This is a genomic window from Arthrobacter sp. RAF14 (assembly GCF_052114185.1).
In the GTDB taxonomy this organism is placed as follows: Bacteria; Actinomycetota; Actinomycetes; order Actinomycetales; family Micrococcaceae; genus Arthrobacter_E.
This window is the reverse complement of the sequence record NZ_JBFREG010000001.1, coordinates 1,480,146-1,506,498: the sequence shown is the minus strand read 5'-3', so window position 1 is coordinate 1,506,498 and position 26,353 is coordinate 1,480,146. Positions and strand designations below refer to the sequence as shown.

General features: G+C 65.4%; 27 protein-coding genes. 12 read left to right on the top strand and 15 right to left on the bottom strand.

Features of this window, described 5'->3' with window-relative positions:
- Positions 1-58 precede the first annotated feature (58 nt).
- The 4 genes from qcrB to ctaE form a co-directional block, all read right to left on the bottom strand.
- The gene (qcrB, locus tag AB4Y75_RS07145) at positions 59-1,750 is read right to left on the bottom strand and encodes a cytochrome bc1 complex cytochrome b subunit (RefSeq protein ID WP_441435147.1); all 1,692 of its coding nucleotides are present in this window, start codon (positions 1,748-1,750) and stop codon (positions 59-61) included.
- Entirely contained in the window at positions 1,728-2,798 is a 1,071-nt protein-coding gene (qcrA, locus tag AB4Y75_RS07140; protein WP_441435146.1) for a cytochrome bc1 complex Rieske iron-sulfur subunit, read from the bottom strand. The genes qcrB and qcrA overlap by 23 nt, the downstream gene beginning before the upstream one ends.
- A gap of 95 nt (positions 2,799-2,893) precedes the next feature.
- Positions 2,894-3,682 (bottom strand): cytochrome bc1 complex diheme cytochrome c subunit, encoded by a 789-nt coding sequence (gene qcrC / locus AB4Y75_RS07135; protein WP_441435145.1) that lies wholly within the window; start codon positions 3,680-3,682, stop codon positions 2,894-2,896.
- 85 nt (positions 3,683-3,767) lie between these two features.
- Entirely contained in the window at positions 3,768-4,406 is a 639-nt protein-coding gene (gene ctaE, locus AB4Y75_RS07130) for an aa3-type cytochrome oxidase subunit III (protein WP_441435144.1), read from the bottom strand.
- Between the two features lie 161 nt (positions 4,407-4,567).
- Here ctaE and trpD point away from each other — a divergent pair, with 161 nt between their 5' ends.
- Entirely contained in the window at positions 4,568-5,626 is a 1,059-nt protein-coding gene (trpD, locus tag AB4Y75_RS07125; RefSeq protein WP_441435143.1) for an anthranilate phosphoribosyltransferase, read from the top strand.
- Positions 5,627-5,738: 112 nt separating this feature from the next.
- Here trpD and AB4Y75_RS07120 read toward each other — a convergent pair whose 3' ends face one another.
- The 4 genes from AB4Y75_RS07120 to AB4Y75_RS07105 all read right to left on the bottom strand — a co-directional run bounded on the left by AB4Y75_RS07120 (position 5,739) and on the right by AB4Y75_RS07105 (position 7,974).
- Positions 5,739-6,020, bottom strand: a complete 282-nt coding sequence (locus tag AB4Y75_RS07120) for an Lrp/AsnC family transcriptional regulator (RefSeq protein WP_441435142.1) — start codon at positions 6,018-6,020, stop codon at positions 5,739-5,741.
- Between the two features lie 50 nt (positions 6,021-6,070).
- Positions 6,071-6,460, bottom strand: coding sequence for a DUF3054 domain-containing protein (locus tag AB4Y75_RS07115; protein ID WP_441435141.1), 390 nt, complete (start codon positions 6,458-6,460; stop codon positions 6,071-6,073).
- Between the two features lie 26 nt (positions 6,461-6,486).
- Positions 6,487-7,617 (bottom strand): 23S rRNA (uracil(747)-C(5))-methyltransferase RlmC, encoded by a 1,131-nt coding sequence (gene rlmC / locus AB4Y75_RS07110; protein WP_441435140.1) that lies wholly within the window; start codon positions 7,615-7,617, stop codon positions 6,487-6,489.
- Between the two features lie 72 nt (positions 7,618-7,689).
- Entirely contained in the window at positions 7,690-7,974 is a 285-nt protein-coding gene (locus AB4Y75_RS07105; protein ID WP_441435139.1) for a GlsB/YeaQ/YmgE family stress response membrane protein, read from the bottom strand.
- A 158-nt stretch (positions 7,975-8,132) separates the two neighbouring features.
- On the opposite strand from AB4Y75_RS07105, the gene AB4Y75_RS07100 reads away from it, so the two are divergent.
- Positions 8,133-10,121: a penicillin-binding transpeptidase domain-containing protein gene (locus AB4Y75_RS07100; protein WP_441435276.1), complete on the top strand. Its 1,989-nt coding sequence runs from the start codon at positions 8,133-8,135 to the stop codon at positions 10,119-10,121.
- Positions 10,122-10,190: 69 nt separating this feature from the next.
- Here the strand turns inward: AB4Y75_RS07100 and AB4Y75_RS07095 are convergent, their stop codons facing one another.
- From AB4Y75_RS07095 to AB4Y75_RS07080, 4 genes are all read right to left on the bottom strand, one after another.
- On the bottom strand, positions 10,191-10,631 hold the full coding sequence (locus tag AB4Y75_RS07095; protein ID WP_441435138.1) for a hypothetical protein: 441 nt from the start codon (positions 10,629-10,631) through the stop codon (positions 10,191-10,193).
- A 333-nt stretch (positions 10,632-10,964) separates the two neighbouring features.
- Complete coding sequence (locus AB4Y75_RS07090) at positions 10,965-11,345, bottom strand: lipopolysaccharide assembly protein LapA domain-containing protein (RefSeq protein ID WP_441435137.1); 381 nt, start codon at positions 11,343-11,345, stop codon at positions 10,965-10,967.
- Between the two features lie 112 nt (positions 11,346-11,457).
- Entirely contained in the window at positions 11,458-11,952 is a 495-nt protein-coding gene (locus tag AB4Y75_RS07085) for a GNAT family N-acetyltransferase (protein WP_441435136.1), read from the bottom strand.
- A gap of 373 nt (positions 11,953-12,325) precedes the next feature.
- Complete coding sequence (locus AB4Y75_RS07080) at positions 12,326-12,925, bottom strand: DUF998 domain-containing protein (RefSeq protein ID WP_441435135.1); 600 nt, start codon at positions 12,923-12,925, stop codon at positions 12,326-12,328.
- A gap of 81 nt (positions 12,926-13,006) precedes the next feature.
- Between AB4Y75_RS07080 and AB4Y75_RS07075 the strand changes: the two genes are divergently transcribed.
- The 3 genes from AB4Y75_RS07075 (at position 13,007) to AB4Y75_RS07065 (ending at position 15,914) form a co-directional block, all read left to right on the top strand.
- Positions 13,007-13,429, top strand: a complete 423-nt coding sequence (locus AB4Y75_RS07075) for a MerR family transcriptional regulator (protein ID WP_441435134.1) — start codon at positions 13,007-13,009, stop codon at positions 13,427-13,429.
- Positions 13,430-13,615: 186 nt separating this feature from the next.
- On the top strand, positions 13,616-14,011 hold the full coding sequence (locus AB4Y75_RS07070; protein ID WP_441435133.1) for a hypothetical protein: 396 nt from the start codon (positions 13,616-13,618) through the stop codon (positions 14,009-14,011).
- Positions 14,012-15,314: 1,303 nt separating this feature from the next.
- Positions 15,315-15,914, top strand: coding sequence for a hypothetical protein (locus AB4Y75_RS07065; protein ID WP_441435132.1), 600 nt, complete (start codon positions 15,315-15,317; stop codon positions 15,912-15,914).
- Between the two features lie 604 nt (positions 15,915-16,518).
- Here the strand turns inward: AB4Y75_RS07065 and AB4Y75_RS07060 are convergent.
- A complete protein-coding gene (locus tag AB4Y75_RS07060) occupies positions 16,519-16,932 on the bottom strand; it encodes a DUF6924 domain-containing protein (protein ID WP_441435131.1) in 414 nt (137 codons plus the stop codon).
- Positions 16,933-17,271: 339 nt separating this feature from the next.
- On the opposite strand from AB4Y75_RS07060, the gene AB4Y75_RS07055 reads away from it, so the two are divergent.
- The 3 genes from AB4Y75_RS07055 (at position 17,272) to AB4Y75_RS07045 (ending at position 19,672) form a co-directional block, all read left to right on the top strand.
- A complete protein-coding gene (locus AB4Y75_RS07055) occupies positions 17,272-17,745 on the top strand; it encodes a hypothetical protein (RefSeq protein WP_441435130.1) in 474 nt (157 codons plus the stop codon).
- A gap of 179 nt (positions 17,746-17,924) precedes the next feature.
- Positions 17,925-19,166, top strand: coding sequence for an MFS transporter (locus tag AB4Y75_RS07050; RefSeq protein WP_441435129.1), 1,242 nt, complete (start codon positions 17,925-17,927; stop codon positions 19,164-19,166).
- Between the two features lie 146 nt (positions 19,167-19,312).
- Positions 19,313-19,672: a cyclophilin-like fold protein gene (locus tag AB4Y75_RS07045; protein WP_441435128.1), complete on the top strand. Its 360-nt coding sequence runs from the start codon at positions 19,313-19,315 to the stop codon at positions 19,670-19,672.
- Positions 19,673-19,725: 53 nt separating this feature from the next.
- Here AB4Y75_RS07045 and AB4Y75_RS07040 read toward each other — a convergent pair whose 3' ends face one another.
- Both AB4Y75_RS07040 and AB4Y75_RS07035 read right to left on the bottom strand, forming a co-directional pair.
- On the bottom strand, positions 19,726-20,637 hold the full coding sequence (locus AB4Y75_RS07040) for a helix-turn-helix transcriptional regulator (protein WP_441435127.1): 912 nt from the start codon (positions 20,635-20,637) through the stop codon (positions 19,726-19,728).
- Between the two features lie 120 nt (positions 20,638-20,757).
- Positions 20,758-21,312, bottom strand: coding sequence for a hypothetical protein (locus AB4Y75_RS07035; protein ID WP_441435126.1), 555 nt, complete (start codon positions 21,310-21,312; stop codon positions 20,758-20,760).
- A gap of 157 nt (positions 21,313-21,469) precedes the next feature.
- Here AB4Y75_RS07035 and AB4Y75_RS07030 point away from each other — a divergent pair, with 157 nt between their 5' ends.
- The 4 genes from AB4Y75_RS07030 to AB4Y75_RS07015 all read left to right on the top strand — a co-directional run bounded on the left by AB4Y75_RS07030 (position 21,470) and on the right by AB4Y75_RS07015 (position 26,331).
- Positions 21,470-23,953, top strand: coding sequence for a glycogen/starch/alpha-glucan phosphorylase (locus AB4Y75_RS07030; protein ID WP_441435125.1), 2,484 nt, complete (start codon positions 21,470-21,472; stop codon positions 23,951-23,953).
- A gap of 172 nt (positions 23,954-24,125) precedes the next feature.
- On the top strand, positions 24,126-25,376 hold the full coding sequence (locus tag AB4Y75_RS07025; protein ID WP_441435124.1) for a flavin-dependent oxidoreductase: 1,251 nt from the start codon (positions 24,126-24,128) through the stop codon (positions 25,374-25,376).
- Positions 25,373-25,867 (top strand): MarR family winged helix-turn-helix transcriptional regulator, encoded by a 495-nt coding sequence (locus AB4Y75_RS07020; RefSeq protein ID WP_441435123.1) that lies wholly within the window; start codon positions 25,373-25,375, stop codon positions 25,865-25,867. The genes AB4Y75_RS07025 and AB4Y75_RS07020 overlap by 4 nt, the downstream gene beginning before the upstream one ends.
- A complete protein-coding gene (locus AB4Y75_RS07015; protein ID WP_441435122.1) occupies positions 25,864-26,331 on the top strand; it encodes a DUF3237 domain-containing protein in 468 nt (155 codons plus the stop codon). Before AB4Y75_RS07020 ends, AB4Y75_RS07015 begins: the two co-directional genes overlap by 4 nt.
- Positions 26,332-26,353 lie beyond the last annotated feature (22 nt).

Below are 26,353 nucleotides of genomic sequence, written 5' to 3'. Positions count from 1 at the left end.
CCTTTCTGCTCAGTGCCGCTGATCTGCTCAGTGCCGCTGAGTCAGCTCTGATGCTGAATCAGTGGCTCAGGCTCTTGGTCTCCTCGCCGGACTCGACCTCGGCATGGTGGCCGTGGCCGTGAGCCGACTCGAGTTCCGCCGGAGTGACCGGAGCGACGCGATCCTCGAAGAACCACTTGGAGAACTTCGCGCGGCGGCGTTCCTTGCGGTCCACCACACCCTGTGCGTTGGGCTGTGCCGGGAGTGCCTTCGGGGATTCGAAGGCGACCAGACGGTAGCGCTTGTACTCGTTGAGCGGCTCGTGGACCTCGATGAACTCACCGTGCGGCAGGCGCACGATACGGCCGGTCTCGCGGCCGTGCAGGGCAATCTCACGATCCTTGCGCTGCAGGGCGAGAGCCACGCGCTTGGCCACCATGAACCCGATGATCGGGCCGATGAAGAACAGGGCGCGGAGCCAGTAGGTCACGTCGTTCAGCGACACCTTGAAGTGGGTGGCGATGAGGTCGGAGCTGGCGGCGGCCCACATCACGCAGTAGAACACGATGCCGGCGACGCCGATGGCGGTACGGGTCGGAGCGTTGCGCGGGCGGTCCAGCACGTGGTGCTCGCGGTTGTCCTTGGTGATCCACCGTTCGATCCACGGGTACGTGAACAGCACGGTGAAGACGATGCCTGCGGGCACCAGGGCCGGCAGCAGCACGTTCAGGCTCAGCGTGTGGTTGAAGATGATGAACTCGAAGTGCTGGCGGTATCCGCCGATCGCACCGATGACACCGGGCATCAGACGCAGCGCGCCGTCGACCCAGCCGATGTACCAGTCAGGCTGGGTGCCTGCGGACACGGGGGAGGGGTCGTAAGGACCGTAGTTCCAGATCGGGTTGATCGTGAAGAAGCCTGCCATCAGGGCGATCACGCCGAAGACGATGAAGAAGAAGCCACCGGCCTTCGCCGCGTAGACCGGGCCGAGGGGGTAGCCGACGACGTTGCGGTCGTTGCGTCCCGGGCCGGGGTACTGGGTGTGCTTGTGGACCACGACCATGAACAGGTGGATGGCGACCATCAGGAGGATGAGAGCCGGGACCAGCAGGATGTGGAGCACGTACAGGCGGCCGATGATCGCGGTGCCCGGGAACTCCCCACCGAAGAGGAAGAAGGAGATCCAGGTGCCGATCACGGGAATCGACTTGATGACGCCGTCGATGATGCGCAGACCGTTGCCGGAGAGCAGGTCATCGGGGAGGGAGTAACCGGTGAAGCCGGCGGCCATGGCCAGGATCAGCAGGACACCGCCCACCACCCAGTTGAGCTCACGCGGCTTGCGGAATGCACCCGTGAAGAACACGCGGAGCATGTGCACGGACACGGAGGCCACGAACAGCAGTGCCGCCCAGTGGTGGACCTGACGCATGAAGAGACCGCCACGGACCTCGAACGAGATGTTCAGCGACGAGTTGTACGCCACCGACATTTCGACGTTGTAGAGCGGCGAGTAGCTGCCCTGGTAGTGGGTCTCCGCCATTGACGGATCGAAGAAGAACGTCAGGAACGTGCCTGACATCAGCAGGATGACGAAGGAGTACAGTGCCACCTCGCCAAACATGAAGGACCAGTGGTCCGGGAAGACCTTGCGGCCGAACTCCTTCAGGATGCCGGATCCACCGACACGCTGATCGACGAAGTCAGTGAAGCGGCCGAACTTGGTCTCCGCCTGATAGGTGGATTGCTCAGCTGTTGAGGCGGCGCTCATGCTCGTCACGCTCCCAGTAACTCGGTCCGACAGGTTCATGGAAATCGCTCGTGGCCACCAGGTAGCCCTCTTCGTCGACTGAGATCGGCAGCTGCGGCAGCGGACGGCTGGCCGGGCCGAAGATGACCTCGCACTCGTGCGTCAGGTCGAAGGTCGACTGGTGGCACGGGCACAGCAGGTGGTGCGTCTGCTGCTCGTACAGAGCGACAGGGCAGCCGACGTGGGTGCAGATCTTGGAGTAGGCGACGATGCCGTTGTAAGCCCAGTTCTCACGTCCGGGGGAGGGGTGAAGCTCATCCGGGTTGAGGCGCATCAGCAGGACGACGGCCTTGGCCTTCGCGTTCAGCTTGCCGTGCTCCAGCTCGTTGAGACCCTCGGGGATCACGTGGAACGCCGAGCCGATGGTGACGTCCGATGCCTTGATCGGGGTGCCATCGGGGTCACGGGTGAGGCGCTTCAGCTTGCCGTCCGTGGGGGCCCACATGGTGTGTGCGAGCTTGTCGTCCGGACGCGGTCCCAGGTCTCCGAAGACGGCCAGAGCGGGCAGGGGAGCCAGCGCGACCGCACCCAGCAGGGTGTTCCGGATCAGAGGGCGGCGCTTGATGCCGGATTCCTCGATGATCGTGTCCGCGATGGCCACGGCGGCCACACGGTCATCCTCGGAACGCAGCTCATGGCGTTCCTCGGAGACTTCGTGATCAGGCATCAGGGTCTTCGCCCAGTGCACGATGCCCGTGCCGATGCCAAGCATCGCGAAGGCGGTACCCAGGCCGAGCAGCATGTTCTGCAGGCTGATGTCACGCGTCGTGGACTTGTTGGTCAGATCGATGGCGAAGTACGCCACCAGGAAGACCAAGGTGCCGATGACGGACACGATGAACAGGATGGCGACCTGCCGCTCCGCCCGCTTGGCGGCCTTGGGGTCTTTGTCGGCGAGTCGAGGACGGTGAGGAGGAATTCCAGGATCCTGGAATGTCCCCTCATCGTGCTGACCAGCCGTAGCTACGGTGCCCGAGCCTGTCGAGCTGCCGTCACTATGGTTGCCCATGGTTCCCCTTTTTCCCTCTCTGAGTTCGGCAGTTGCCGAAGATCTTCAATTTCAGCGCCGCCGTCGTGACAGCGGCAAAGTGTTCGCTCGCGCTGTTAGCTGCTGCGCGAGGTCAGCCAGATGGTGAAGCCGATGATGACGGCCAGACCCGCAGTCCACACGAAGAGGCCTTCGGAGACCGGACCCAGGGCGCCGAGGTCGGCACCACCCGGGGACGGGTTGTTCTCGATGGTCTTCAGGAAGGTGATGATGTCGCGCTTGCCCTCGGGGGAGATGTTCGCGTCACTGAAAACGGGCATGTTCTGCGGGCCGGTGACCATGGCCTCGTAGATGTGCTTGCTTTCCACACCGTGCAGGGTCGGGGCGAACTTGCCCCGCGTCAGCGCGCCACCGGCGGCGGCGGCGTTGTGGCACATGGCGCAGTTCACGCGGAAGAGCTCGCCACCCTTGGCGGCGTCACCCTTCTCATCGAGGATGTGCGCGTCGGGAACGCTCGGGCCCGGAGCCAGCGATGCCACGTAGGCGGCGAGCTGGCGGGTCTGCTCCTCGTTGAACTGCTTCGGCTTGATCTGTGCCTGCGGTCCGTTCATCTGCATGGGCATACGGCCCGTGCCGACCTGGAAGTCGACGGCGGCAGCGCCGACGCCGACGAGGGACGGACCGTCCTTGGTGCCGGCGGCGCCCATGCCGTGACAGGTGGAGCAGTTAGCCACGAACAGCTTCTTGCCCTCAGCGGCATCGCCGGCGCTGTAGCTCTGGGTCTCGGCCTTGGCCTGGTTGGCCGTGGAAGCCGCCGCGTAGAGGCCACCAGTGAAGAGCAGACCCAACAACAGCAAGGCGATTGCCGCGAGCGGATGACGTCGCTTCAGGGAGAGTGCCTTCACTTGGTGGTTCCTTTGATCGATCGTGCACTTGCCAGCCAGGCAGGTGCGTTGTTTTCTTTGCCGTGTTCCGTGCTCAAGGCACCGGTCACTTCAGGACGTAGATGACCAGGAAGAGGCCGATCCACACGACGTCGACGAAGTGCCAGTAGTAAGAGGTCACGATCGCCGAAGTGGCTTCGAAGTGGCCGAACTTCTTGGCCGCGTACGAACGCCCCAGGATGAACAGGAAGGCGATGAGACCGCCGATGACGTGCAGGCCGTGGAAGCCCGTGGTCATGTAGAAGGCGGAACCGTACGCATTCGCGTTCAGGGTCACGTGCTCGCTGGTCAGCATGGCGTACTCGGTGGCCTGGCCGGCCACGAAGAAAGCACCCATGAGGAACGTCAGGATGAACCATTCGTTCATCCCCCAGCGGGTGAACTGGAAGACGCTGCCGGTGCGGCGGGGCTGCAGTCGCTCTGCGGCGAAGACGCCCATCTGGCAGGTGAAGGAGGAGAGCACCAGAACAATGGTGTTCACCAGGGCGAAGGGGAAGTTCAGCTTCGCAGTCTCTTCGGCCCAGAGCTCACCGGAGGTGGAGCGCAGGGTGAAGTACATGGCAAAAAGGCCGGCGAAGAACATCAGCTCGCTGGACAGCCACACCACGGTCCCAACGGAAACCATGTTTGGCCTGTTCAGCGTGGGATGCGCCGGGGTACTGGGGGCATGAGTCGCTGTGGTCACATAGACATTATGTCTGCAAAACGGCGCGCTGCCCAACGCAAAGCGCCGTTTCGGCCCACTTTTTCTACAGAGCTGCGAAAACTACCGTGGTTTTCCGCACCAGGAGAGGTGCTGCAGTTCACATTGCGGGTCCGGCGGCGTTGCGTCGATAGGATCTGTACGTGAGTAACGACGTTCAGACCCCGCGAGTTCCCTGGACCTGGCCGCTCCTGATCGGCGCGCTGGTCCGCGGCGAAGATCTGCCGTCCGAGGCCACCGCATGGGCCATGGCCGAAGTCATGGACGGCGCTGCGAATCCTGCTCAGCTGGCCGGATTCCTGGTGGGCCTCCGGGCCAAGGGCGAGACGGTGGAGGAGATCGACGGACTGGCGGGCACCATGCTGGCGCGCGCCGAACGCATCTCCGTCCCCGGCGAGACGCTGGACATCGTCGGCACCGGTGGAGATGGTCTGGACACGGTGAACATTTCCACCATGTCCTCCCTGGTGGTGGTGGGCGCCGGCCGGACCGTGGTGAAGCACGGCAACCGAGGTGCCTCCACCAAGGCCGGCTCCGCCGATGTGATCGAAGCCCTCGGGGTGCGGCTGGATCTTCCGGCTCAGCGGGTCGCGGAGATCGCCGCCGAGGTCGGGATCACCCTCTGCTTCGCTCAAGTTTTCCACCCGTCGTTCCGTCATGCCGGCGGCGTGCGCCGCGACCTCGGCATCCCGACCGCCTTCAACGTCCTCGGACCTCTGACCAACCCGGCCGGTGTGACGGCCCAGGCGCTCGGCGTGGCGAATGAGCGGATGGCGCCCCTGATGGCCGGCGTGCTCGCCCGCCGCGGGACCAGGGCGCTGGTGTTCCGGGGCGACGACGGCCGGGACAAGATCACGACGTCCGGGCTTTCGACCGTGTGGGAGGTGCGCGACGGAGAGATCGAGGTCCACCGGCTGGATCCCCGGGACTTCGGGATCGAGCTGGTTCCCGTCGAGGCACTCAAGGGAGCCGACGCCGACAGCAACGCCGATCTGGTGCGCCGCTTCCTGGCGGGGGAGAAGGGGCCGGTGCGCGACGCTGTCGTGCTCAATGCGGCGGCCGGCCTGGTCGCCGCCGACGCCGGACACGACGCGCCGCTGCAGGAACGGCTGAAAAAGGCCCAGCGTGTCGCGGAGGAGTCGATCGACTCCGGTGCGGCCGCCGACGTCCTGGAGCGCTGGGTCGAGGCCACGCGGCGCTGAGTCCGGGCCTCCTTCTTTAACGGACAAGCAGACAGAGCGAGGGCTCCCGGAGATCCGGGAGCCCTCGCTCTGTCTGTTAAGGGAGTCTGTTGAGGATTGCTCCCAGGCGACGTCAGCCGTCGAAGCCCATGGAGAAGGCCTCGTCGAGATCTTCCTTGGAGTAGGAGCGGAAGGCGATGTGCGTCGTCGTGTGGACGACCGCCGGAACCTTGGAGAGCCGGTCCGCGATGACGTCCGCCAGGTCTTCGTGCTTGTTGACCTTGGCGATGGCGATCAGGTCCCAGTCGCCGGTGACCGAGTAGACCTCGGAGATCCCCTCGATGGCCGCGATCTGCTGCGCGGATTCCGGGATGGAGGAGGTGTCCGTCTTGATGTGGACGAATGCGGTGATCACGGTGGTCCTTCCTGGTGTCACGTTCCGGTGCTTGCTCTAGGGGAACTCTATTACAGGGCCTCGCGCTTCGACCGGAGCCGGGCCACCAGCAGCCAGACCGCGCGCCACCCCAGAAGCACCAGCGCCAGGAAAAGCGTGGCCACGATGATGAAGGCGAGAACCACCGTCTGCCCGGTGAGCGCACGCAGGAGCATGCCTCCGGCCAGTGCTCCCAGCCAGACTGAGACCCCGGCCGGCCAGAGGCGGAGCGGTGAGCGCCAGACGCGGGGCACGAGCCACCCGGCCGCCGCGCCGGCCAGGAAAGGCCACGCCGTGACGAAGACACCCAGGAAGCCCTGCTCGCGATGATGGGCGTCGCGCCCGATCCCTGCAAAGAGCAGGATCAGTGCGACGTCCAGGACGATCGCAGCGGTCAGGACGGTTTTCGTGGGGGAGTTCATCGCTGTCTTCCAGGGTAGGGAACTGATCAGGCGTCACGGCGCTCGAGCAGCACCATGGTTTCGTAGTGGTGGCTCTGGGGGAACATGTCCATGAGCCTGACCTTGACGGGGGAGAGACCGGGCATCCTCGCGAGGTCTTTGGCCAGGCTCACGGCATTGCAGCTGGAGTAGAGGACATGCCGGACCCCGGAGTTCTGGAGCAGCCCGGCGAGTTCGGCGCCCAGGCCGCGGCGCGGCGGATTCACGATGACCAGGTCCGGTACCGACCCGGCGTCCCGGACGAAAGTGGTGGCGTCAGCAGTGACGAAATCGGTCCTGGTCAGTCCGGCCTCCTCTGCGCTCAGACGTGCGCTGGCCACGGCCTCGGCGCTCACCTCGATGCCGGTGACCTCCCGGTCTGGCCGCGCCGCGTGAAGGGCGAACCCTCCCACGCCACAGTAGAGATCCCAGAGGGACGCCGGCGAGACCTCATCGACCCAGACCGTGCCCTGCCGGTAGAGCTCCCGGGCCACCGCGGTGTTGGTCTGGAAGAAGCTCCGCGTCCTCAGGTGCAGCGTCAGGGCGTCGAGGCGCATGGGCAGGGATTCCTGGGCGGTGAGGATGATCTCCTCCTCGCCCTCCAACGTCGCCTTGTGCTCGGGATGGATGTTGGCGGAGATCACGACGGCGGTCGGAAGTGCCGCCTGCAGCCGCGGCAGAGTGTCGCGCAGCCGTGCGAGCTGCAGTGTGCTGCGCAGCACGAAGCGGAGCATGAACTCGCCGTCCGGTGACTCCGTGAGGATGATGTACTTCAGCTCGCCCTGTCGACGAGGGACGTCATACGGGGTCAGGCCCGCCGAACTGATGAAGTCCGCCAGGACCGGGAACGCGGCGGTCAGGCCGGGGGAGCACAGCCCGCAGGCGCGCAGATCGACGCCCAGGCCGTCGGCGTCGAGAATTCCCAGGGTGGGGGAGACGCTGTCCCCGGACACGACCATCTTCGCCTTGTTCCGGAACCCGGACTCCGCCGCGGAGAAGGAGGGGAGCCACTCGACGCCGGGGAAGGCGCTCAGCTGATGGCGCAGGTGCTCTTCCTTCCGCGCCACCTGAACGAGGTACGGAACACCCATCTCGGTACAGGAGCGGCATGTTCCGGCGTCAAAGTAGTCACACTGCATAGCCCTTCCAGTGTAGGTGGACACGGCAAAGGCCGGAGCATCCTGTGCTCCGGCCCCCGACCTGCTGTCGACTCAATGACTGGTGCGATGTCCGGCGCCGCGTCCGCTGTGGCTGGCGAGCCCGAAGACGAAGAGCACGATCGCCGAACCGACGATGGCCAGGATCCACGTCTGGAGGCTCCAGAATCCGGCCAGTCCGACGTTGAAGACGATGCCCCCGATCCAGCCGCCCAGAAGCGCGCCGACGACACCGAGGATCAGAGTGGAGACCCACCCTCCTCCGTGTTCACCGGGCATGATCATCTTGGCGATCGCACCGCAAATGAGACCCAGAATAAGGAATGCCACAAAGCCCATGACGGTTCCCCTTTCCCTTGTTCCTGCTGGTACGTGGCGGGTGCCATGACCTGATTCCATTATCCGCCCGCCGGGCCGCTTATACCAGACCGTGTCAAGACGTGCGGTCAAGTGCAAGCCGGGCCGCTTGACCAGGAATGTCAGTGCGGCTTGGCATAATGACGCTCGTGGGGAAATCAACGAAAACACTCAGCGTCCTGGCCGCCTCCGTCATTCTGCTCGGCTCACTGTCCGCGTGTGACGACGGACGGAAGGGCGCCGAGTCCTATGCTCAGCAGCTGGCGGGCGGTCTGTCCGGCCTGAGCGTCGGCTCGATCCGGTTCGACGGAGTCGACGGCGCAGAGGCGGATAAGAAACTGAAGGCCATCGTGAAGGGGCTGCCGGACAACAAGCCCGCAGTGAAGGTCGATGCCGTGACGGTGGACGGGGACAAGGGGACCGCCAAGCTCTCCTTCGACTGGACCTTGTCCGGGGCTCATTGGAGTTACTCGACCGAGGCAGCGCTCAAGAAGAGCAACGGCGAGTGGGCCGCCCAGTGGGTTCCCGCCCTGGTGGCGCCGGAGCTCAAGGATGACGAGGTGCTGGAGACGGCACGTCAGGCGGCTCCGCGGGCGGACATCCTCGGTGCCGGCGGGAAGGTCCTCGTCACCAACCGTCCCGTGGTGAATCTCGGCATCGACAAGTCACGTCTCAACGGCAAGGACGCCGGCGCGTCGGCCGAGCAGGTCGCGCGACTCGCCGATGTCGATCCGGGCGGGTTCGCGGCGCAGGTCAAGGCCGCCGGGCCCCAGGCATTCGTCTCGGCGATCACACTTCGGGCAGACTCGGCCGAGGCCAAGGCGCTCACCTCGGAGAAACTCGCACAGATTCCCGGTGCGCGGACGGTGCCGGGCACGTTGCCGCTGGCTCCGAGCCGCGGCTTCGCCCGTGCGGTGCTCGGCACCGTGGGGGAGGTGACCGCCGAACAGGTGGAGAAGTCCAAGGGAGCCCTCAAAGCCGGGGATGTCGCCGGTCAGGGCGGGCTTCAGGCCCGCTACGACGCCCAGTTGAGAGGCCAGGAGGGCGTGGTGGTACGCGCCAAGGCCTCGGCGCCGGCATCCGGATCGACGACGGAGAACCCCGGGCAGGATGAAGGCCGCGTTCTCTTCCAGATCGCGGCCAAGGCCGGCGCCCCCCTCAAGACCACTCTCGATCCGCGCCTTCAGTCGCTGGCTGAAGACACGCTCAAGGACATCGCTCCCGCTTCCGCCATCGTGGCGCTGCGGCCTTCCGATGGCGCCGTCCTCGCCTCGGCATCCGGCCCGGGGAGCAACGGGTACAACACCGCGATGATCGGGCAGTACGCTCCGGGGTCGACCTTCAAGATCGTGGATTCCCTCGCGATGATCCGCAACGGGATGACCCCGGACAGCACGGTGTCCTGCACCGCCACGGCGTCCGTGGACGGCCGCACGTTCAAGAATGCTCCGCTGTACCCCGCCTCCGAGGTGGGGTCGATTCAGCTCCGTGACGCCTTCGCACACTCCTGTAACACCGCTTTCATCAACGCCCGGGACAAGGTGTCGCAGGCGCAGCTGAGCGCCGCCGCTCAGTCGCTGGGGGTCGGGCTTCCGTCCGATTCGCTCGCCTTCGACGGCTATCTCGGAAACGTTCCGTCCTCGGCCGAGGGCACGGAACATGCAGCGTCGATGATCGGCCAGGGCAAGGTCCTGCTCTCGCCGTTGGCCGCCGCCGTGATGGCCGGCTCGGTCGGCAAGGGCGCCCCGGTGACGCCGAAGCTGGTGCTGAACTCCGACGCTCCGGAGCCCGCTCCGGGCGCGACGGCGAGCAGCTCTCCGTCCCCTTCGGCCTCGGCGGCGCCCATTGAGAAGCCGATCACCGCGGCCGAATCCACGAAGCTCAAAGACCTCATGCGAGCTGTGGTCACCTCAGGCCACGCCGGGTTCCTGGCCGATGTTCCCGGAGCGCCGGTGGGCGCGAAGACCGGAACGGCGGAGTTCGGTATGGACAACCCGCCGAAAACCCACGCCTGGATCGTTGCCACGCATGGCGACTTGGCCGTTGCGGTGTTCGTCGAAGACGGGGGACTCGGCGCCGACACCAGCGGTCCGCTCCTGAAGAAATTCCTGGTGGGCGCGGCCGGCTGAGAGCAACCGGCGGGGCCGCTCAGCACTGTGGTCAGGTCCGTTCGGGCCTGGCCACAGCCATGTCGTGGATCAATGGAAGTGGATTTCGGCCGCCGCCTGACGGATCTCCTCCCGGCGGCTCTCTTCGCGCCGTCCCAAGGCGTCGAGCTCGTCTTCCTCGGCATGGCGTTCCCTCAATGTTTGCTCGGACAGCTCGCGGAGGACGGCCCCCACCAAGGACGCGAGACCACTCTTGAGTTCGTCGAGGTTCGTGTTGAGGATGAGGAGCCTCCGGTCCGAAACCTCGAGTTCCACGCCGGGGTAGCCCGCTTCGGCCAGCCGGCCCGCGATCCCGAAGTCCTTGATCAATTCCAGTTCCCGGGGGAACGGTCTCCGGGAGAACACCGCAGGGACGGTGTACCGTGCCGGCCCGCTGTCCGTGCCGATGCCGTCCGGCAACGCGGAGGCGAGAACCCCCTCGAGGGTGAGGATGGGCGTCTCCTGAATGGTCTGATGCTGGGATGTGTTCATGGCGTATCGCCTGCGTTTCTCATAAGTGTGTGCCGATTCCGTCGGTGGGCGGAGTCGAGGGGTCGGAGTCCAGGTGCTCCGTGCCGCGTGGTGCGTCCCTGGCCTACCGTTCAGTCCGGTGCGGTGTGTGGGCGCTGGTCCTCGGACGCCGTCCGATCATGTCCACCTTCGTTGTCCCAGGTTTCGACGTCGTCAGAGGCGCCGCTCGTCGCGGCTCCGTGGTCCGTGTCCTCACGCGCAGACGACGGTCCGTGTTCCGTAGAACCGGATTCGTGGGGCTGGTGTCCCTTCATGATGGGTTCCGCCCTTTCAGATGGTGGGTCACTGAAGGGTTCAGCTTGCCGCGTGGAGTTTGCGGACCCGGCGCGCCTTCAGCCTGAGTTGGAGGATCCTCGCGACACCTGCCGCAGCCACCAGCAGTCCGCCCGCGACGGCGGCCATCAGAAGCGCCACTCCAAGAGGAAGGGAACTCTCGAGTCCCAGGAACATGATGTTCACCGGGACCTGGTTGGTGAGGATGAAAATGATCAGCAGGACCAGCAGGATCAGCGCGACGACGACGGCCACCCAGACCGTGCCGGCCCGCGTCGCAGTGCTGGCCGATGGCTTCGGGCTCGATCTGATTGAGGCGGTGTCCCTTTCGACGACCGCGTCGTCTGCAGCCTCCGCTGCGGAGGACCGCGCCAGAGGATCCTGGGGTATTGATGAGGCCATGATGCGCTCCTTCTCTAGTGGTTGGAGGCTCGGCGTCACTTTCAGCCTACGCCTGATAGAGGAGGCTGCACGGTGTGGGGGAGAAGTATTTTCCGTTCCTCCCTGTGCGCCGTCAGTCGAGTTCGAACTTCATCCCGATGTGGCTGGCGACGAACCCCAAACGCGCGTAGAAGCGCTGGGCATCCGTTCGCCGAGCGTCGGTGGTGAGCTGGACAAGCCCGGCCTTGTTCAGGCGTCCGAACTCGAGCGCCCAGGTGATCATGGCAGACCCCACTCCCTGGCCCCTCAGCGTGCGGCCGATGCGGACTCCTTCGATGTTCAGCCGCAGGCGTCCGCCGCGGGAGATCCCCGGGATCAGACTGAGCTGCAGCATCCCGACGACGGTTCCCCCGGAGTCTTCGACGACTGCGAGGAACTGAGCCGGGTCGGCGTCTACCGCTTCGAAGCCGCGGAGGTAGGCGTCGTCGTCGTGCCGTTCGCGCGTCTGACCCAGGATGTCGTCATGCAGCAGGTCGATCAGCGCCGGCAGATCTTCGCGGACCGCCTTGCGGGCCGTGAAGCCGGGCAGAAGTTCGGCGGGCGGCAGTGACGGGGGAGCGGCGGTCATGTCCTCAGCGTACCGGCCTGCGATCCGCACGCGGCGGTGCTGCGGAGACCTCACAGCCCGGGGATGAACTCCTGCCTATCAGCACCGCACAGACCCCGATGACGATCAGAGTGACCGCACACATTCCGAGGACCGGAATCCAGGTCGCGGCGCGCAGGGGTGCACTCGACGCGAAAAGGATAGGCGCCCAGCGCAAGTCCGAAGAAGCCCGCGACCGGCAACGAGATCCCCGTTCCGGTGATGGACGGGACTGCGGCGGCCTGCTGGCTTGCTGTCAGTCGTTGCTTCGGCAACATATCCGGAGCCATCACGCGGTCAACCATCCTGACCTCAGTTGACGTCCAGGGAAGCTGCGACCGTATCAATAGCGGGTTCAGGCGGTGGCGAGGGCCGCAGCGGCCACGAGCGGCGCGAGGGTGACCGTCACGATGAAGACACGTTCGCTGAGGCCGAAGAACCGCCGTCGCAAGGGGCGAGCCAGCAAGGCAACGATGAGCGCCGCCAAGGACGCGGCGGCGATCGTGTCCAGGTGGCGGAGCAGGTCGGCAGCGACGGGTGAGCCAGCGATCAGCCGGCCCAGCGGGCCGATGGTCGAGTAGGCGATGGTGAACCATGCGATCGCGAGAAGGAGGTGCATCCTGCCGCGTCTGGTCGTGGTGCTTCCGCTGCGGTCGGTCGGCACGAAGGGCATGACCGCAAGGAGGGTGCCAACTCCGAGGAGCCATCCGGCCAGTGCGAGGTCCGGTCTGCCGGTGCTGGACAGCACGCCGGCGCCGAGTGCAAGCCAGGCCGCGGCCGCAGTCCACGATGCCGTGGCGGCGAGCAGACGGGTTCGCCTCTCGGAAGACGCCGCATAGTCACTGACAGTGTCGTGAATCGGGTGAATGCCGCCTGGCAGGACATGCAGCAGGAGGAAGAGCAGGAGCCGGAGTGAGAACAGGGCAACGGCAATACCGGCAAAGAAGTGCGTCATGGTGGATTCCTCGGAGTCATGGGCGGAGGTGCCGTCTCTGACGCTAAACTTTCAAGTGACTTGAAGGTCAAGGGGGAAGTGATGAGGATCAGCGAATTGGCCCGCCGCACGGGTCTGGCCCCGTCGGCGATCCGTTTCTACGAGGACCGGGACATGTTCAGCCCGGGCCAGGTCAACCGGCAAGCCAATGGCTACCGGGACTACACGCTCGAGGCTCAGCGCCGGGTGGAACTGATCCTCGCGGGCCGCGCGGCAGGGTTTTCGCTGGCTCAGATGCGGGAACGCATGACGCATTGGGAGGACATGGGTGACGATGACCGCGCGGCGCTCCTGGAAGAACAACTCGAGGTCATCGACGGGCGGCTGGCGGAACTCGTGAGCGCCAGGGAAACCGTACGATTGGCGCTGGAGACGTTGCGGGGGAGACGTTGCGGGGGAGACGTCGTGCCGAGTAGGCCGCCCGGCTGTGGTTCGCTGCGGGCACACGAGGGGCTGAAGGCGTGATGAGGGCGCGGAACGTCCAGTGGCCGAGCCCGTGCCATACTCGGGTTCATACCGTCGAAGGAGACCCCGTGTCAGAAGTGATTGCGCAGGAATCGCGTGCCGCGCGTCTCTGCCAGGGGCGTCGTCGTGTGCGATCGGTCGCGCCCGGGGGACTGTGCCGCGACAGCGTGGAGGGGGCCTGGAGCCGTGGATAAGCGCCGGTCAGCAGGGGTCACCGTTGCCACCATCATCGTCATTCTCGTGCTCTTCCTGGGCGGAGCCCTGGCCTTGCTCTGGCCGCAGTTCAATCAGAAGCCCCAACAGGGACTGACGATGAAGGCCGCCGCCACGGTCATCGATCGGCAGCTACGGCCCAGAACCGGAATGCCGGCTCGTGACTACACGCTCACTTACACCTATGTGGCGGACGGACACAGTTATCGGTCCTCCGCGATTTCGATCGATGGTGAGATCTCCGGCGATTCATTCACCGTGTGCGTCGATCCGGCCCACCCGGAGTTGAATGCCCCGCTCGTCGCAGGCGCGAAATGCGGCGATGCCAGCCTGGGAAAGTGGACCAGCACCGCGGAACGGGTCGGTTGAACCGCCCGTCAGGGTTCCGAGCGGGCCCGCGGAAGAATTCGGATCCGACGACGATCCGCCACCTTCGCCGGGCTCGGACCATGGGCCGGGGGAGAGGGCACGAGGAACAGCGCGCCGCTTATGAAGATGGCTACCGAGGCGTACTGGGGATGGGCTATTTCTGTCTGAGGGGATAGGGGTTACCGCGATTGACCGTCACGTCCTGAAACAAACGATGCGGGTGGAGCGGGATGTGTCCGGATCGCCGGCGAGCGGCCCGTCCGAAGGAAAGGCGCTGAATCAGTGCCATACCGGGGAGGTCGCGCAGTCCCGAGATTTCAGCGGGATGATCCGCCTGGGACAAACGGATTCCGAGGACCGTGGTGTCGGCCGGTTTCTGGGTCGACCCAGTTCCCGGAGCCGGTGATCCGGTGCCAACGTTTGTGGAATGCGAGGTCCGTGCCGTCGGCTTCGACGACGGCCGCGCCACACAGGTCGCAGATGTGCATGAGGACGATGTCGCCGTTCGCGGTCGTGATCGAGACCGGTCCTTCTGGAAATACAACGCCCATCGTTTTCCTCCTCGCACCGTGCCCGATCAACGCGGTCAGATTCCGCAACTGGCATCAGAGTACGTCATGCGATGGCGGCGCAGTACGTGAGTCGCAACTCCGGTCGCCGAAGGCTGGATACGCCCGGTGAGGGGGAGCGGGGGATCCACGGGGAATCGCCGAGCGATGTTCCTCGCCGCATTCCGGGAAAACTGAGAGCAGCGTGAGCGTAGCCTTGCCCTGGCATGGTATGCGCAATAACCCGACGTCGACCCGTAGGAGCGGCGATGATCTGGCAAGGATCCGCACTCGCATTGATCGGCGCGGTGTTTCTTCTCGACGGCCTGGCCCTTGCCATCTTCCGTTCAGCCGTTTCCAGGCAACACAGGCGATGGACGGAGATGCTCCGCAGGCGGTTGAGCCTCATGGGCATACGGCCGAGGCATTCCCTCGGAGAGGCGACATCTCCGGGCGCTTGGCTGACGATTGGAATATTGGCGGCACTCATGGGTGCCGGGTTCCTGTTCGCTGGATTGAATCTGCTGCTTCGTCACTGAGAATCCGCGCTGTTGCTGTGCGACGAGTTCCCACTATCGGGCGTGCTTCTCGCGGTTGATCGACGACGAGACCGTCAGTGTGGGATAGGGGCGGCTCGCGCATCGGATACGGTTCTCGGATAATTAGTTGACATAATGTAGATTATCGGTGCTTTGAAGTACGGGAGTAGAAGTAGCTGCGAGGACTCACGTACATAGACGATGTTCCGGGACTCGGTGGCGTTCAAGGTCTGCTACGCCTACGGCCACGAAGGCGTCCTGCCCGGAATCATCGATGAGCAGCCGGCATGCCGCAGCTGCTCAGGCGTTCGGCTCAATTTCGACTGCCGAAGCTGCGGCGCCGAAGACGAACTCTATGCCGGTGCACGCTGCCGGGCCTGCGTCCTCGGCGACATCGTTGACAACCTGCTAACTAATCCGGCCACGGGAATCATGGCTACGAAACTGATCCCGCTGGCAGCGCCATTGAAGTCATTGAAACGGGCCAACAGCGGGATGACCTGGATCCGGCAAAAGCACGTCACGGCCTTCCTTCGAAACCTCGCGGCCGCACCCAAAATCAATCACGACACATTCGACGAACTCCCTGATTCACGCACCCGCGAATACGTCCGGGGCCTTCTCATCGAACACGGTGTGCGGCCCCAACGCGATGCTTACCTGGTGCGCTACCAAGCCTGGGCCACGCAAGCCCTGGAACGCGTCAGTGACCCGCAGAACCTTGACGTGATCCGCCGCTACATCCACTGGCATCACCAACGGCGGATGAACCTCATGGACGAAGTTACGCGCGGCACTTTTCTTCGTGCCAAGTAGGAAGTCACCGTCGCCATTGACCTCCTCAATTGGCTCACCAGGCATGACATCAAGCTCCTCGACCTGCAGCAACCCCACCTTGACGTCTGGCAAGCCGAAGGACCCACGACCAGGCGCGTCGCTGAGCGCTTCCTCTGAACTGGAAACCCGCGACCGCGCAGCGGCCATCCTGATCCTCGTCTTCGGACAACAGGCAGAGAACATCGCACGGCTAACCTGGGACGACGTCCGCGTCACCGACGAACTGGTCACCGTTCAACTGGGGACTCTCCAGATCGCATTGCCAGATCCCCTTGCACAGCCGTGGCGAGAGCTCGCCGCAAACCCGGGCCACGAGCTGACCGCCGCGCACCCGAAGACCAAATGGGTGTTCCGCGGAGCATCACCCGGGTGCCACATCAACCCAGGACACCTCACCACACGCCTCAGCAAACTCTTCAGCACCCGCGCCGCCCGCCTGGGAACTCTCCACGAGCTCACCAAACTCGCACCCGTGGCCATCATCGCCGAAACCCTCGGCTACTCCCCCACCACCATCGAACGCCACGCCACGCCACAGACTCGGCAGTCGCTTACGCTCAATATGTCGCTGCAACAAGAGCTGTCAGACAAAGCCCCTAAAAACCCCATCACTCTCGGCCATGTCGGCGAACTCTTCCCAATCCATGTTGGCGATGTTCAGGTTGTTATCGACTCCCCAAAGTTCACTAGCAACGCACCGGAACGGTTCATGCGACAAGTCGCCCAAGTCAACAACCAACACCGGATAGTCCGGTCCTAGAGCGGCGCTGTCCACAATGAACAGGACGGCCGCTTGTTTGTCGGCTGCCAGAGCCGAATGACGGACCTGCTCCCAATCGGCGTCCTCCCAGGCATTATCGTCAACGACTTCCACATAAGCACGGAAACCGTCTTCGTTCTCAGTCTCGAGAACGGAAAGGGCATCGGCCCAAGCTTCGGCATCGGTGAAGCTCGTACGGACCAAGACTGAATTCTCTGTGCTTGGAAGAATCGGCATGCCGCTATCCAACCACGCGAATCAGGGCCGGTCAGAGAGACGACTCGATGTTCTTACCGCAAGGGTGTTAATCCCGGCCCACCAATATCCGCGCATGCCAGTTATTAGGGGGCGGTGACTGCCCTTGAACGCATCCGTCAGGCCCAGTGAACTCCGCCTTTCACGGTCTAGCCTGTGCAGCTCTGGTCGTGCGTGAAGATCTCATCTAGTCTGGCGCAATGACCAGGCATAGATCGCTGGGGTCGGCACTCTCAGCGTGCTGACGGCCTGCCTCTCGGGCTCCACGAGCCGTACCAACCAGTAGGTGCTGAGATCCTGCACGGGACGGAGCGTTCTTCAATGACAACGGATCATGAGATCACGCCGGACACGTCCGTCGGGGTGAGCTGGCTGGCACTCCTCTGCGTGCTCGTGATCATCTCCGGCTCTCTGTTCATGGTGCATGTGCTCTGGCCTGACTCGTTCGTCGACGTCGCCGTCTGGGTGGTCGTTGCCGAGGTCATCGGCGCAGTGGCCGCAGTCTTCATTCGGCAGGCTCGGCGACGACACCGGGTCGCGAGCGGCGGGATTGAGGCAATAGGAATTGTCGAGAGATCAGAGCCGTGGCGGAGGCAGGGCCAGGAGGGTTCCGAGGACACGATAGGCACCGTGGTGACAGTCGTTTTCATCGACCATGACGGCCGGATCCGCCGGACGGCGCAGTCCATCGAAGACGTTCTCAGGGTGGGACAACGGGTCAAGCTGCGCTATCTGCCAGACCGGCTCGACGTCGCAGACGGTGTCGTTCTGGTCAGCACCTATACATCTGACTAGCTTCGCTCCGCGAGGTACCTGGGCGGCCGCGGGACCCCGAGGGCTGCCTTTACGCCGTGCTCAGTCATGACCGTGACCGCCAGAGGGGCCCTCCGAGTACCTCTCTCAGGCGGGACTCCCCCGGTGGCACGCCGCGTGGTCGGATGGAGATCAGCCTTCGACTCCGACGAGAGGAACCCATGCCGCCCGGCAGCACCACAGCCCCCGAACGCCACACGTCTGGCCATGCACCGCGCGCCGGACGCTGGGGCGGCGTCTTCGCCCTGTCCTTCGGTGCGTTCGCCCTGGTCGCCTCTGAATTCATGCCCGTCAGCCTGCTCACCCCCATGGCCGCGGATCTGCAGGTCTCCGAGGGGATGATCGGCCAGGGCATCGCCATCTCCGGCCTGTTCGCCGTGCTGACCAGTCTCTCCATCTCCACCCTGATCCGGAGCCTGAACCGCAGGACACTCCTGATCAGCCTGGCGGCCCTGATGGGCGTCTCGGGCGCCCTCATCTCGCTGGCCCCTGGTTACGCTCCGTTCATGATCGGCCGGGCCTTCATCGGGATCGTCATCGGCGGCTTCTGGTCGATGTCTGCCGCGACCGCCATGCGCCTGGTGCCTGCTGCCCGTGTCCCCCGCGCCCTGGCGATCGTGAACGGCGGCAACGCCCTGGCCACCGTCCTCGCCGCGCCCCTGGGAAGCTACCTCGGATCGATCATCGGCTGGCGAGGTGCGTTCTTCTGCCTGGTACCCGTCTCGCTGATCTGCATCGTCTGGCTCTGGTTCAGCCTGCCCTCCCTTGAGGTTCCTCCGGCTCCGACCGGCACGCCCCCGCCGGGATTGAGGGACATCTTCGTCATCTTCACCCTGCTGAGGAACAGGTCCGTGGCCTGGGGCATGGCCGCCTGCGGCGCCTACTTCATGGGCCAGTTCATCCTGTTCACCTACATCAGGCCTTTCCTGGAGACCGTCCCCCGGATCGACGTGACCGCCATCTCCGTCGTCCTCCTGGTTCTGGGGGCCACCGGATTCCTCGGAACGGTGCTCATCGGGCGATTCCTCGGCCGCGGTCTGTACCGTACGCTCGCCGTGATCCCGACGCTCATGGCGGTGCTCGCCGTCGTGCTCATCCCGACCGGTGGGTGGTTCACCGCCGTCGTCATCCTGCTCGGGCTGTGGGGGCTGCTGAGCACCGCCGCGCCCGTGGGCTGGTGGAGCTGGGTCGCCGAAGCCATGCCCCGGAATGCCGAGCTCGGAGGCGGACTCATGGTGGCCACCGTCCAGACGTGCATCGCCTTGGGGTCCACCGTCGGAGGCCTGCTCTTCGACCACTCCGGTTATCAGAGCACCTTCCTGGTCTCCGCCGTCGTGCTGATTCTCGCGGCAGTCCTGGCTCTGGTGACCGCCCGCGTGAGTCCGCAACCAACCGCAGCATGAGGACGACGACGGCGATCAGCGTCGCGCTGAGCCTCACCCTCGCCGCCTTGACGGCCTGCGCTCCCCCGGCGGCGCCCGATCCTTCAGGGCCGCCGGCCACGACCAGGCGCTCCCCCTCATCTGACAGCTCACGCAAGGAGAACATCGTGGGAACCAGCCTCACCTTCACCGCCGGATCCACCGTGGTCCGGGCGACCCTCGACGAGGATTCGCCGGCCACGCGCTCCCTGTTGGCCATGCTCCCGATGACCCTGCGGTTCAGCGACTTCGGGGGCCAGGAGAAGGTCGCCTCTCCCCCGCACCGCTTCGACTACGGCGGTTCGGAGGGTATGACCCCTGAGCCCGGAGTGCTGTTCTCCTACAGGCCGTGGGGCAATCTCGGCTTCTTCTACCGCGTGGAGAACCCCGGATACTCGCGGGACCTGGCGCGGCTGGGTCACACCGACGACGTGGAGAAGATCCGCCTGCTTGAAGGGCGGGACGTCACGATCGCCGTCGGCGGCTGAACCCGCCTGGCTCGAGATGAGCCGGGAGCGGCACCTCGGCCGGGGCCGGGAGGTCAGCTGTTCAGTCGCTTCCCGGCATCCGGTTCAGGCACCGGCCCGGACGGCGTCGCCTGGCCGTACTCACCGGCGGCCCAGGACGCCAGCATTCTCAGCCCGTCCGCGGAGGGGCTGCCGGGCTCCGCGGTGTAGATCGTCAGGTTGAGCCCGGGCTCGGACTCCAAAGCCAGTCCTTCATAGGCCAGCGTCAGCTCTCCCACGATGGCATGGTTGAAGGTCTTGAAACCAGTGCCGTGATGACGCACGTCATGGCGGCCCCACGCCGTGCGGAATTCTCCGCTGAGAGTGCTGAGCTCTCCCACGAGATCCTGAAGATCCTTGTTGTGCGGATCGCGGCTGGCCTCCGTGCGCAGAATGGCCACGGTGACGTCGGCGAAGAACTCCCAGTCCGGATAGAAATCTCGGGCCCGCTCATCGAGGAATGTGAAGCGGGCGATGTTCGGCGAAGTCCCAGGCATGTCGTAGACCTCCTGGTAGAAGGCCCGGGCCAGGGGGTTGCAGGCCAGAAGGTCCATCCGGCTGTTGCGGACGAAGGCAGGTCCCTCCGTGAACGCATTGAGCAGCCATTGCAAGCTCTCATGGGGAATCCACTTCTTCGGATTCCGGCGGCGGACTGCACGACCCACCGGGCCGGTGGCCTGGGCGAGATTGAACAAATGGGCACGTTCCGCCTCATCCAGCAGCAAGGCCTTGGCGATGCCGTCCAGGACTTCGGGCGACGCTCCCCCGACCCCGCCCCGTTCCAGGCGCGTGTAGTACTCCACGCTGACCCCGGCCAGGATCGCCACTTCGCTGCGGCGCAGGCCTGCGACGCGGCGGTTCGAACCACCGGGAAGGCCGACCTGCTGCGGCGTGACCTTGGCACGCCGGGACATCAGGAAGTCACGAACCTCGGCACGAATATCCATGAATCCACGGTAGCCTCCGCACCTGCGCCCAGGGAGTCCCTCGGAGTACCCCTCTCACCAAGGACTCCCGCCACGGGGCGAGGCGTGATCTCCTGTCAGTCGCCACCGCGGTCCGACTGCTCAGAGCCACCGACCATCGGCCAGATCGGACCAGAATTCGACGTGATGTTCCGATTGCTGCTTGTCCGGGATGCCGAGGAACTCCTTCTGGAGGTAAGCGAGAAGGTCGCTGCCGTAGTGGATCACGTCCGTCTGGTGGACGGACAGGACAGGGCTGCCGGAAGGCGCCGGAGCCGCCGGGAGGAAACGGTGTGCATACAAAGGGACGAGCTTCGGTGTGTCCGCGAGATGTTCCCGGGCCTCGCGCAGAGCCGTGAAGACGTCGGAGGGGCGGTCGCCCCATTCCTCGGGCCAGAAGACGTTGTGCCGGACGTCGAACAGCACGCCGTCGACCGACGCCGAGAATCTCGCGTCGATCTCCGTGCGATCACCCAGCCAGTCGACCCATCCCGGTCCGCGAGGCACGGCAAGGCTCAGAAGACCTGCGTGATCAGGGCCGAACCGGAACGAGAAGCGGTCCTCCAGGATGCCGATCTGCGACGCCGACAGCCCGGGGTCCAGGGGCACCTTCGCCTCGCGAAGCACGTCGAGGGCTGCCTCTGCAGAATCACTCATGCGATCAATGTAGTGCGCAGGGAGCTCGCCACCCCCTACAGCCCCTCCCCTGCCTGCTTCTGCTCGTTCGCCGCTCACCTGGATCGTTACATGACAGCCGCCCGAAATATTCTGCCGAGACACTTTCGCGGACACATGCGTCCTATAGCGTCATGCCATGCCTGACAATCCTGTTTCTCATCCGCTCGCTCTCGGGCCGGTGGCCCCGCCCGCCGGCACCGTGGACGGGTTCGTCCAAGAATTCCTCAACAACCTCAACTTCCGTCAGGGTGTGGCACTGTCCACATCGAGCGACAATGATCGTTACCTGGCGCTGGCGGAGACCGTGCGCGATTACCTCATGGCGCGCTGGCTGGAGGATCAGCGGCGTCAGTTCGAGCGCCAGGCCAAGGGTGTCTGCTACCTCTCCGCCGAATACCTCCTCGGCCGTCAGCTGGACAACAATCTTCTGGCCAGTGGCCTGAACGAGATCGCGACCGAGGCGCTGGCCGCCTGCGGTATCGACATCGACGAACTCCGCCGCCTCGAGGTGGAGCCGGGACTCGGCAATGGCGGTCTCGGCCGGCTCGCAGCCTGCTTCGTCGACTCCCTCGCCACCATGAGCGTGCCGTCCATCGGTTACGGCATCCGGTACGAATTCGGCATCTTCCGCCAGACCTTCGTGGAGGGTCAGCAGGCCGAGCAGCCCGACCAGTGGCTCGCCATGGGCTCGCCGTGGGAGTTCCCGCACCCGGAAGCCGCCCAGACCATCTCCTTCGGTGGGCACACTGAGACGTACGACGACGGCGGCACCCTCCGCACGCGGTGGATCCCGGCCTGGGACGTCCAGGCGGTCCCGTACAACTACATGGTGCCGGGATACCGGAACGGCCGGGTGAACACGCTCCGTCTATGGAGCGCCGTGGCCACCAACGCCTTCGACCTGCGCACCTTCAACTCCGGTGATTACTCCGAGGCGGTGCGCGCTCAGACCTTCGCGTCCAACATCTCCAAGGTCCTGTACCCGGAGGACTCCACTCCTCAGGGTAAGGAGCTGCGCCTCCAGCAGCAGTACTTCTTCGTCGCGGCATCCATCCGGGACTTCCTGGACCGCCAGCTGGCCGATGGCTTCGACCTGAAGAACCTGCCTGAACGCGTGATCTTCCAGCTCAACGACACCCACCCGGTGATCGCCGTGCCGGAACTCATGCGGGTCCTGGTGGACGAGCGCGGACTCGAATGGGCTGAGGCCTGGGAGATCACCCGCCAGTGTTTCGCCTACACCTGTCACACCCTCCTGCCGGAGGCCCTCGAAGTCTGGTCGGTGGACCTGCTGGGACGCCTGCTCCCCCGCCACCTGGAGATCATCTACCGCATCAATGAGGAGTTCCTGCTGGCGGTGCGGGAGCAGTTCGGCAATGACGAACTGCGGATCCGTAACATGTCGATCATCGGCGAGCACCCCGAGCGCTCGGTCCGCATGGCCTATCTGGCCACCGTCGCCGGGGCCAAGGTCAACGGCGTCGCCGAACTGCACTCCCAGCTCCTCCGGGACAAGGTGCTGCCGGACTTCGCGGAGTTCTTCCCCGGCAAGTTCACCAACGTGACCAACGGCGTGACCCCTCGCCGGTTCCTCCGTCTGGCCAACCCCGGCCTGTCCTCGCTCATCTCCGACACGATCGGCTCCGGCTGGGAGACGGATCTGGATCGCCTCAAGGAACTCGAACCGCACGCTGAGGATCCCGCGTTCCGCGCCGCCTTCGCCGAGGTCAAGGCGCACAACAAGGACCGTCTGCGTGACGAGCTCCTGCTCCGTGACGGGCTGGTGGTCGGTGAGGGTCACTTGCTGGACGTGATGGTGAAGCGACTTCACGAGTACAAGCGCCAGATGCTCCAGGTCCTGCACATCGTCACTCTCTACGAGGGCGTGCAGTCCGGCCGGGTGAATGCGTCCGAGATCACCCCTCGCACGTTCATCTTCGGTGCGAAGGCCGCGCCGGGCTACGCGATGGCCAAGCGGATCATCCACCTCATCAATGCGGTGGGCTCCGTGGTCAACTCGGATCCTCGCGTCGAGGGCCGCCTGAAGGTGCTCTTCCCGCCCAACTACAACGTCACGCTCGCCGAGCGCGTCATTCCGGCCGCAGACCTCTCGGAGCAGATCTCCCTGGCCGGCAAGGAGGCTTCGGGCACGGGCAACATGAAGTTCGCCCTGAACGGCGCCCTGACCATCGGCACGGACGACGGGGCGAACGTCGAGATCCGTGAACTGGTGGGCGATGACAACTTCTTCCTCTTCGGCATGACCGAACCGGAAGTCGCCGCGCTGTGGGCCAAGGGTTACCGCCCGAGCGACTTCTACCAGGAGAACGAGGAACTGCGGCGTGCGATGGACCTCATTGCCTCCGGGGCATTCTCCGGTGGTAACCGCTCCACCTTCGAACCGATCGTCTCCAATCTTCTCTACGATGACCGTTTCATGGTGCTGGCGGACTACGGCTCCTACATCCGGGCTCAGCGCACTGTGGACGCCGCATATGCCGATCAGGACGCGTGGACCCGGTCCGCGATCCTGAACGTGGCGCGCTGCGGCTTCTTCTCGTCGGATCGCTCGATGCGCGATTACATCGAGCGGATCTGGCACACGCCGCCGTCGCTCTAGACCGGCCCGCGCACCAGTGCGCACAGCAGAGCCCCGGATGCCGCCTGGCACCCGGGGCTCTGCTGTGCCCGCTCCCCCACGTCTTCTCCCAGGCTCCCTCTTGCGACAAAGTAGTTCAGGTGCAAAACTATCTTCATCACCCGTGGTGCAGATCACAGACGAAGGAGTCTTCATGCGCATCGCCATCGCAGGGGCCGGCATCGGCGGCCTGGCCCTCGCCCTCAGTCTCGAGGCGGCAGGCCTCCGGGACGTCGTCTTGTATGAACGCAGCCGTGAGATCCGGCCCTTGGGCGTCGGGATCAACCTGCTGCCCCACGCCGTGCGGGAACTGGACGAGCTCGGACTGGGCTCCCGGATCCGGGAACTCGGCGTGGAGCCGGAGGCTCTGAGCTATTTCAACCGCCACGGCCAGCAGATCTGGTCCGAACCTCGTGGGCTGGCCGCTGGATACCGCTGGCCCCAACTGTCCGTCCACCGCGGCCGGCTGCAGCTCGGCCTCTACGAGGCGGTCCGGGAGCGTCTGGGCGACGTAGTGCGCACGGGTCACCGGCTGTCGGCGATCCGGGACTGCCCGGACGGCGTCACCGCCACCTTCACCACGGCCGACGGTCAGGTGGACGTCGAGGCCGATGTGCTGATCGGCGCCGACGGGATCCACTCGGCACTGCGTGCCCTCCGCTATCCCGAAGATGGCGCGCCCGTCTGGAGCGGGCTCACACTCTGGCGAGGAACCGCCCGGGTCGTCCCTTTCCTGGACGGCCACACGATGATCATGGCCGGCGACGGCGAGCAGAAGTTCGTCGCCTATCCTCTCGAACCGCTCGACCCGGCCACCGGCACCCAGCGCGTGAACTTCATCGCCGAGCGCCGCGGCACGGGCTCCACTGACGCCGACTGGAACCGCGCCGTCGACTCCGTGCCCATCGCCGGACTCTTCCGTGACTGGTCCTTCGACTGGCTCGACGTCCCCGGCATCATCGCCGATGCCGAGGAGATCCTTGAATATCCCATGGTCGACCGCGAGGCACTCCCCCGCTGGACCTACGGCAGGACCACGCTGCTCGCGGACGCCGCCCACGCCATGTACCCGAACGGGTCCAACGGCGGATCACAGGCCGTTCTCGACGCCCGCACCCTGGCGCATCACCTCGCCACAGCGGAGACCGTCGACCAGGCGCTATGGGCCTATGAGGAAGACCGCCGCCCTGTCACTGCCCGGCTCCTCGAAATGACCCGCCGGACTGGTCCGGAGCGAGTCATGCAACTAACTCAGGAACGCGCGCCGGAGGGCTTCGAGGACATCCATCACGTGATTCCTGCGGCGGAACTGGAAGAGATCGCGGCGTCCTACAAGCGCGCCGCGGGCTTCCACCCGGATGAGCTGAACACGCGGGCCTCGCTGAGTGTCGGGCTCGGCGCATGATCATCGACGCCGCGCGGCTCGCCGCCGTCATCTCACCGCTCCGCAGGACGCTGCTGGCCGTGACTCGATCCCGGGCGGATCTCCCGGACATCCCGGATGCACAAGTCGAGGTCCTGCGGGCCTTGCCGCGCGGAACGGTGGCCTCCCCGGGCGAGCTCGCCGCCTCCCTGGGCCTCCGCAGGTCCAGTGTGAGTAATCTGCTCGCCGCCATGGAGCGGGCCGGACTGATCAGCCGCCGCCCCAGCCCGGACGACGGGCGTGGAGTGGAGGTCCTCGCCTCCCCGGACGCCTTGCGCCATTTCGAATCCTTCGACGCCACTTCCACGGTCGTGATCCTGGAGGCCGTGGAGCGGCTGGCACCGGAAGAGCAGGTTGTTCTCGCTGACGCGGTGCCCGTGCTGGAGAAGTTGCGCTACCTGGTCGCGGAGGGCGACCAGGGGTCCGCCCCAGGCGCTTCGGGCGGTCGACGGATGACGGAGGCGGGACGGTGACGGCCCAGCCTCCTGTTCCGGGGCTGGAAGCCGCGTTCGGCGTCGAGGTCCGCGTGGGTCTCCCTGCTGACCACGGCGTGACGCGGGCCGGGCACCGCCGGGTCGTGCCGATCATCGGTGGCGGGATCTACGGCGGCCTGGACGCCGAGATCCTGCCAGGCGGCGCAGACTGGCAGCGCATCCGCCCGGACGGGGGCTGCGAGATCGACGCCCGCTACAGCGCGGTGACGCCTGACGGCGAGCTTCTGTACCTCCGCGCCGAGGGTCTCCGCATCCCCGCTCCGGAGGCGGCTGCCGCCTTGCTCCGGGGCGAGCAGCCAGGTCCGGAGCAGTTCTATTTCCGAACCACGGTCTCCTTTGAGGCATCGTCCGGACGATGGGCTCACTTGGAGCGTTCGCTGTTCGTGGCATCGGGTCTGCGCGAAGCTGACACGGTGCGCTACACCGCCTACCGGGTCACTTGACGACGGCGGCGCCGCCGTCGCG

Excerpts from the sequence above, each read along its gene's own strand:
- AB4Y75_RS07100 (WP_441435276.1), top strand. The coding sequence starts at position 8,133 with ATGACGCTCGTGGGGAAATCAACGAAAACACTCAGCGTCCTGGCCGCC.
- AB4Y75_RS07095 (WP_441435138.1), bottom strand. The coding sequence starts at position 10,631 with ATGAACACATCCCAGCATCAGACCATTCAGGAGACGCCCATCCTCACC.
- AB4Y75_RS07090 (WP_441435137.1), bottom strand. The coding sequence starts at position 11,345 with ATGGCCTCATCAATACCCCAGGATCCTCTGGCGCGGTCCTCCGCAGCG.
- AB4Y75_RS07060 (WP_441435131.1), bottom strand. The coding sequence starts at position 16,932 with ATGCCGATTCTTCCAAGCACAGAGAATTCAGTCTTGGTCCGTACGAGC.
- AB4Y75_RS07075 (WP_441435134.1), top strand. The coding sequence starts at position 13,007 with ATGAGGATCAGCGAATTGGCCCGCCGCACGGGTCTGGCCCCGTCGGCG.
- AB4Y75_RS07050 (WP_441435129.1), top strand. The coding sequence starts at position 17,925 with ATGCCGCCCGGCAGCACCACAGCCCCCGAACGCCACACGTCTGGCCAT.
- AB4Y75_RS07035 (WP_441435126.1), bottom strand. The coding sequence starts at position 21,312 with ATGAGTGATTCTGCAGAGGCAGCCCTCGACGTGCTTCGCGAGGCGAAG.
- AB4Y75_RS07085 (WP_441435136.1), bottom strand. The coding sequence starts at position 11,952 with ATGACCGCCGCTCCCCCGTCACTGCCGCCCGCCGAACTTCTGCCCGGC.
- AB4Y75_RS07115 (WP_441435141.1), bottom strand. The coding sequence starts at position 6,460 with ATGAACTCCCCCACGAAAACCGTCCTGACCGCTGCGATCGTCCTGGAC.
- AB4Y75_RS07080 (WP_441435135.1), bottom strand. The coding sequence starts at position 12,925 with ATGACGCACTTCTTTGCCGGTATTGCCGTTGCCCTGTTCTCACTCCGG.
- rlmC (WP_441435140.1), bottom strand. The coding sequence starts at position 7,617 with ATGCAGTGTGACTACTTTGACGCCGGAACATGCCGCTCCTGTACCGAG.
- AB4Y75_RS07025 (WP_441435124.1), top strand. The coding sequence starts at position 24,126 with ATGCGCATCGCCATCGCAGGGGCCGGCATCGGCGGCCTGGCCCTCGCC.
- AB4Y75_RS07040 (WP_441435127.1), bottom strand. The coding sequence starts at position 20,637 with ATGGATATTCGTGCCGAGGTTCGTGACTTCCTGATGTCCCGGCGTGCC.
- qcrA (WP_441435146.1), bottom strand. The coding sequence starts at position 2,798 with ATGGGCAACCATAGTGACGGCAGCTCGACAGGCTCGGGCACCGTAGCT.
- AB4Y75_RS07020 (WP_441435123.1), top strand. The coding sequence starts at position 25,373 with ATGATCATCGACGCCGCGCGGCTCGCCGCCGTCATCTCACCGCTCCGC.
- AB4Y75_RS07055 (WP_441435130.1), top strand. The coding sequence starts at position 17,272 with ATGACAACGGATCATGAGATCACGCCGGACACGTCCGTCGGGGTGAGC.
- AB4Y75_RS07030 (WP_441435125.1), top strand. The coding sequence starts at position 21,470 with ATGCCTGACAATCCTGTTTCTCATCCGCTCGCTCTCGGGCCGGTGGCC.
- AB4Y75_RS07105 (WP_441435139.1), bottom strand. The coding sequence starts at position 7,974 with ATGGGCTTTGTGGCATTCCTTATTCTGGGTCTCATTTGCGGTGCGATC.
- qcrB (WP_441435147.1), bottom strand. The coding sequence starts at position 1,750 with ATGAGCGCCGCCTCAACAGCTGAGCAATCCACCTATCAGGCGGAGACC.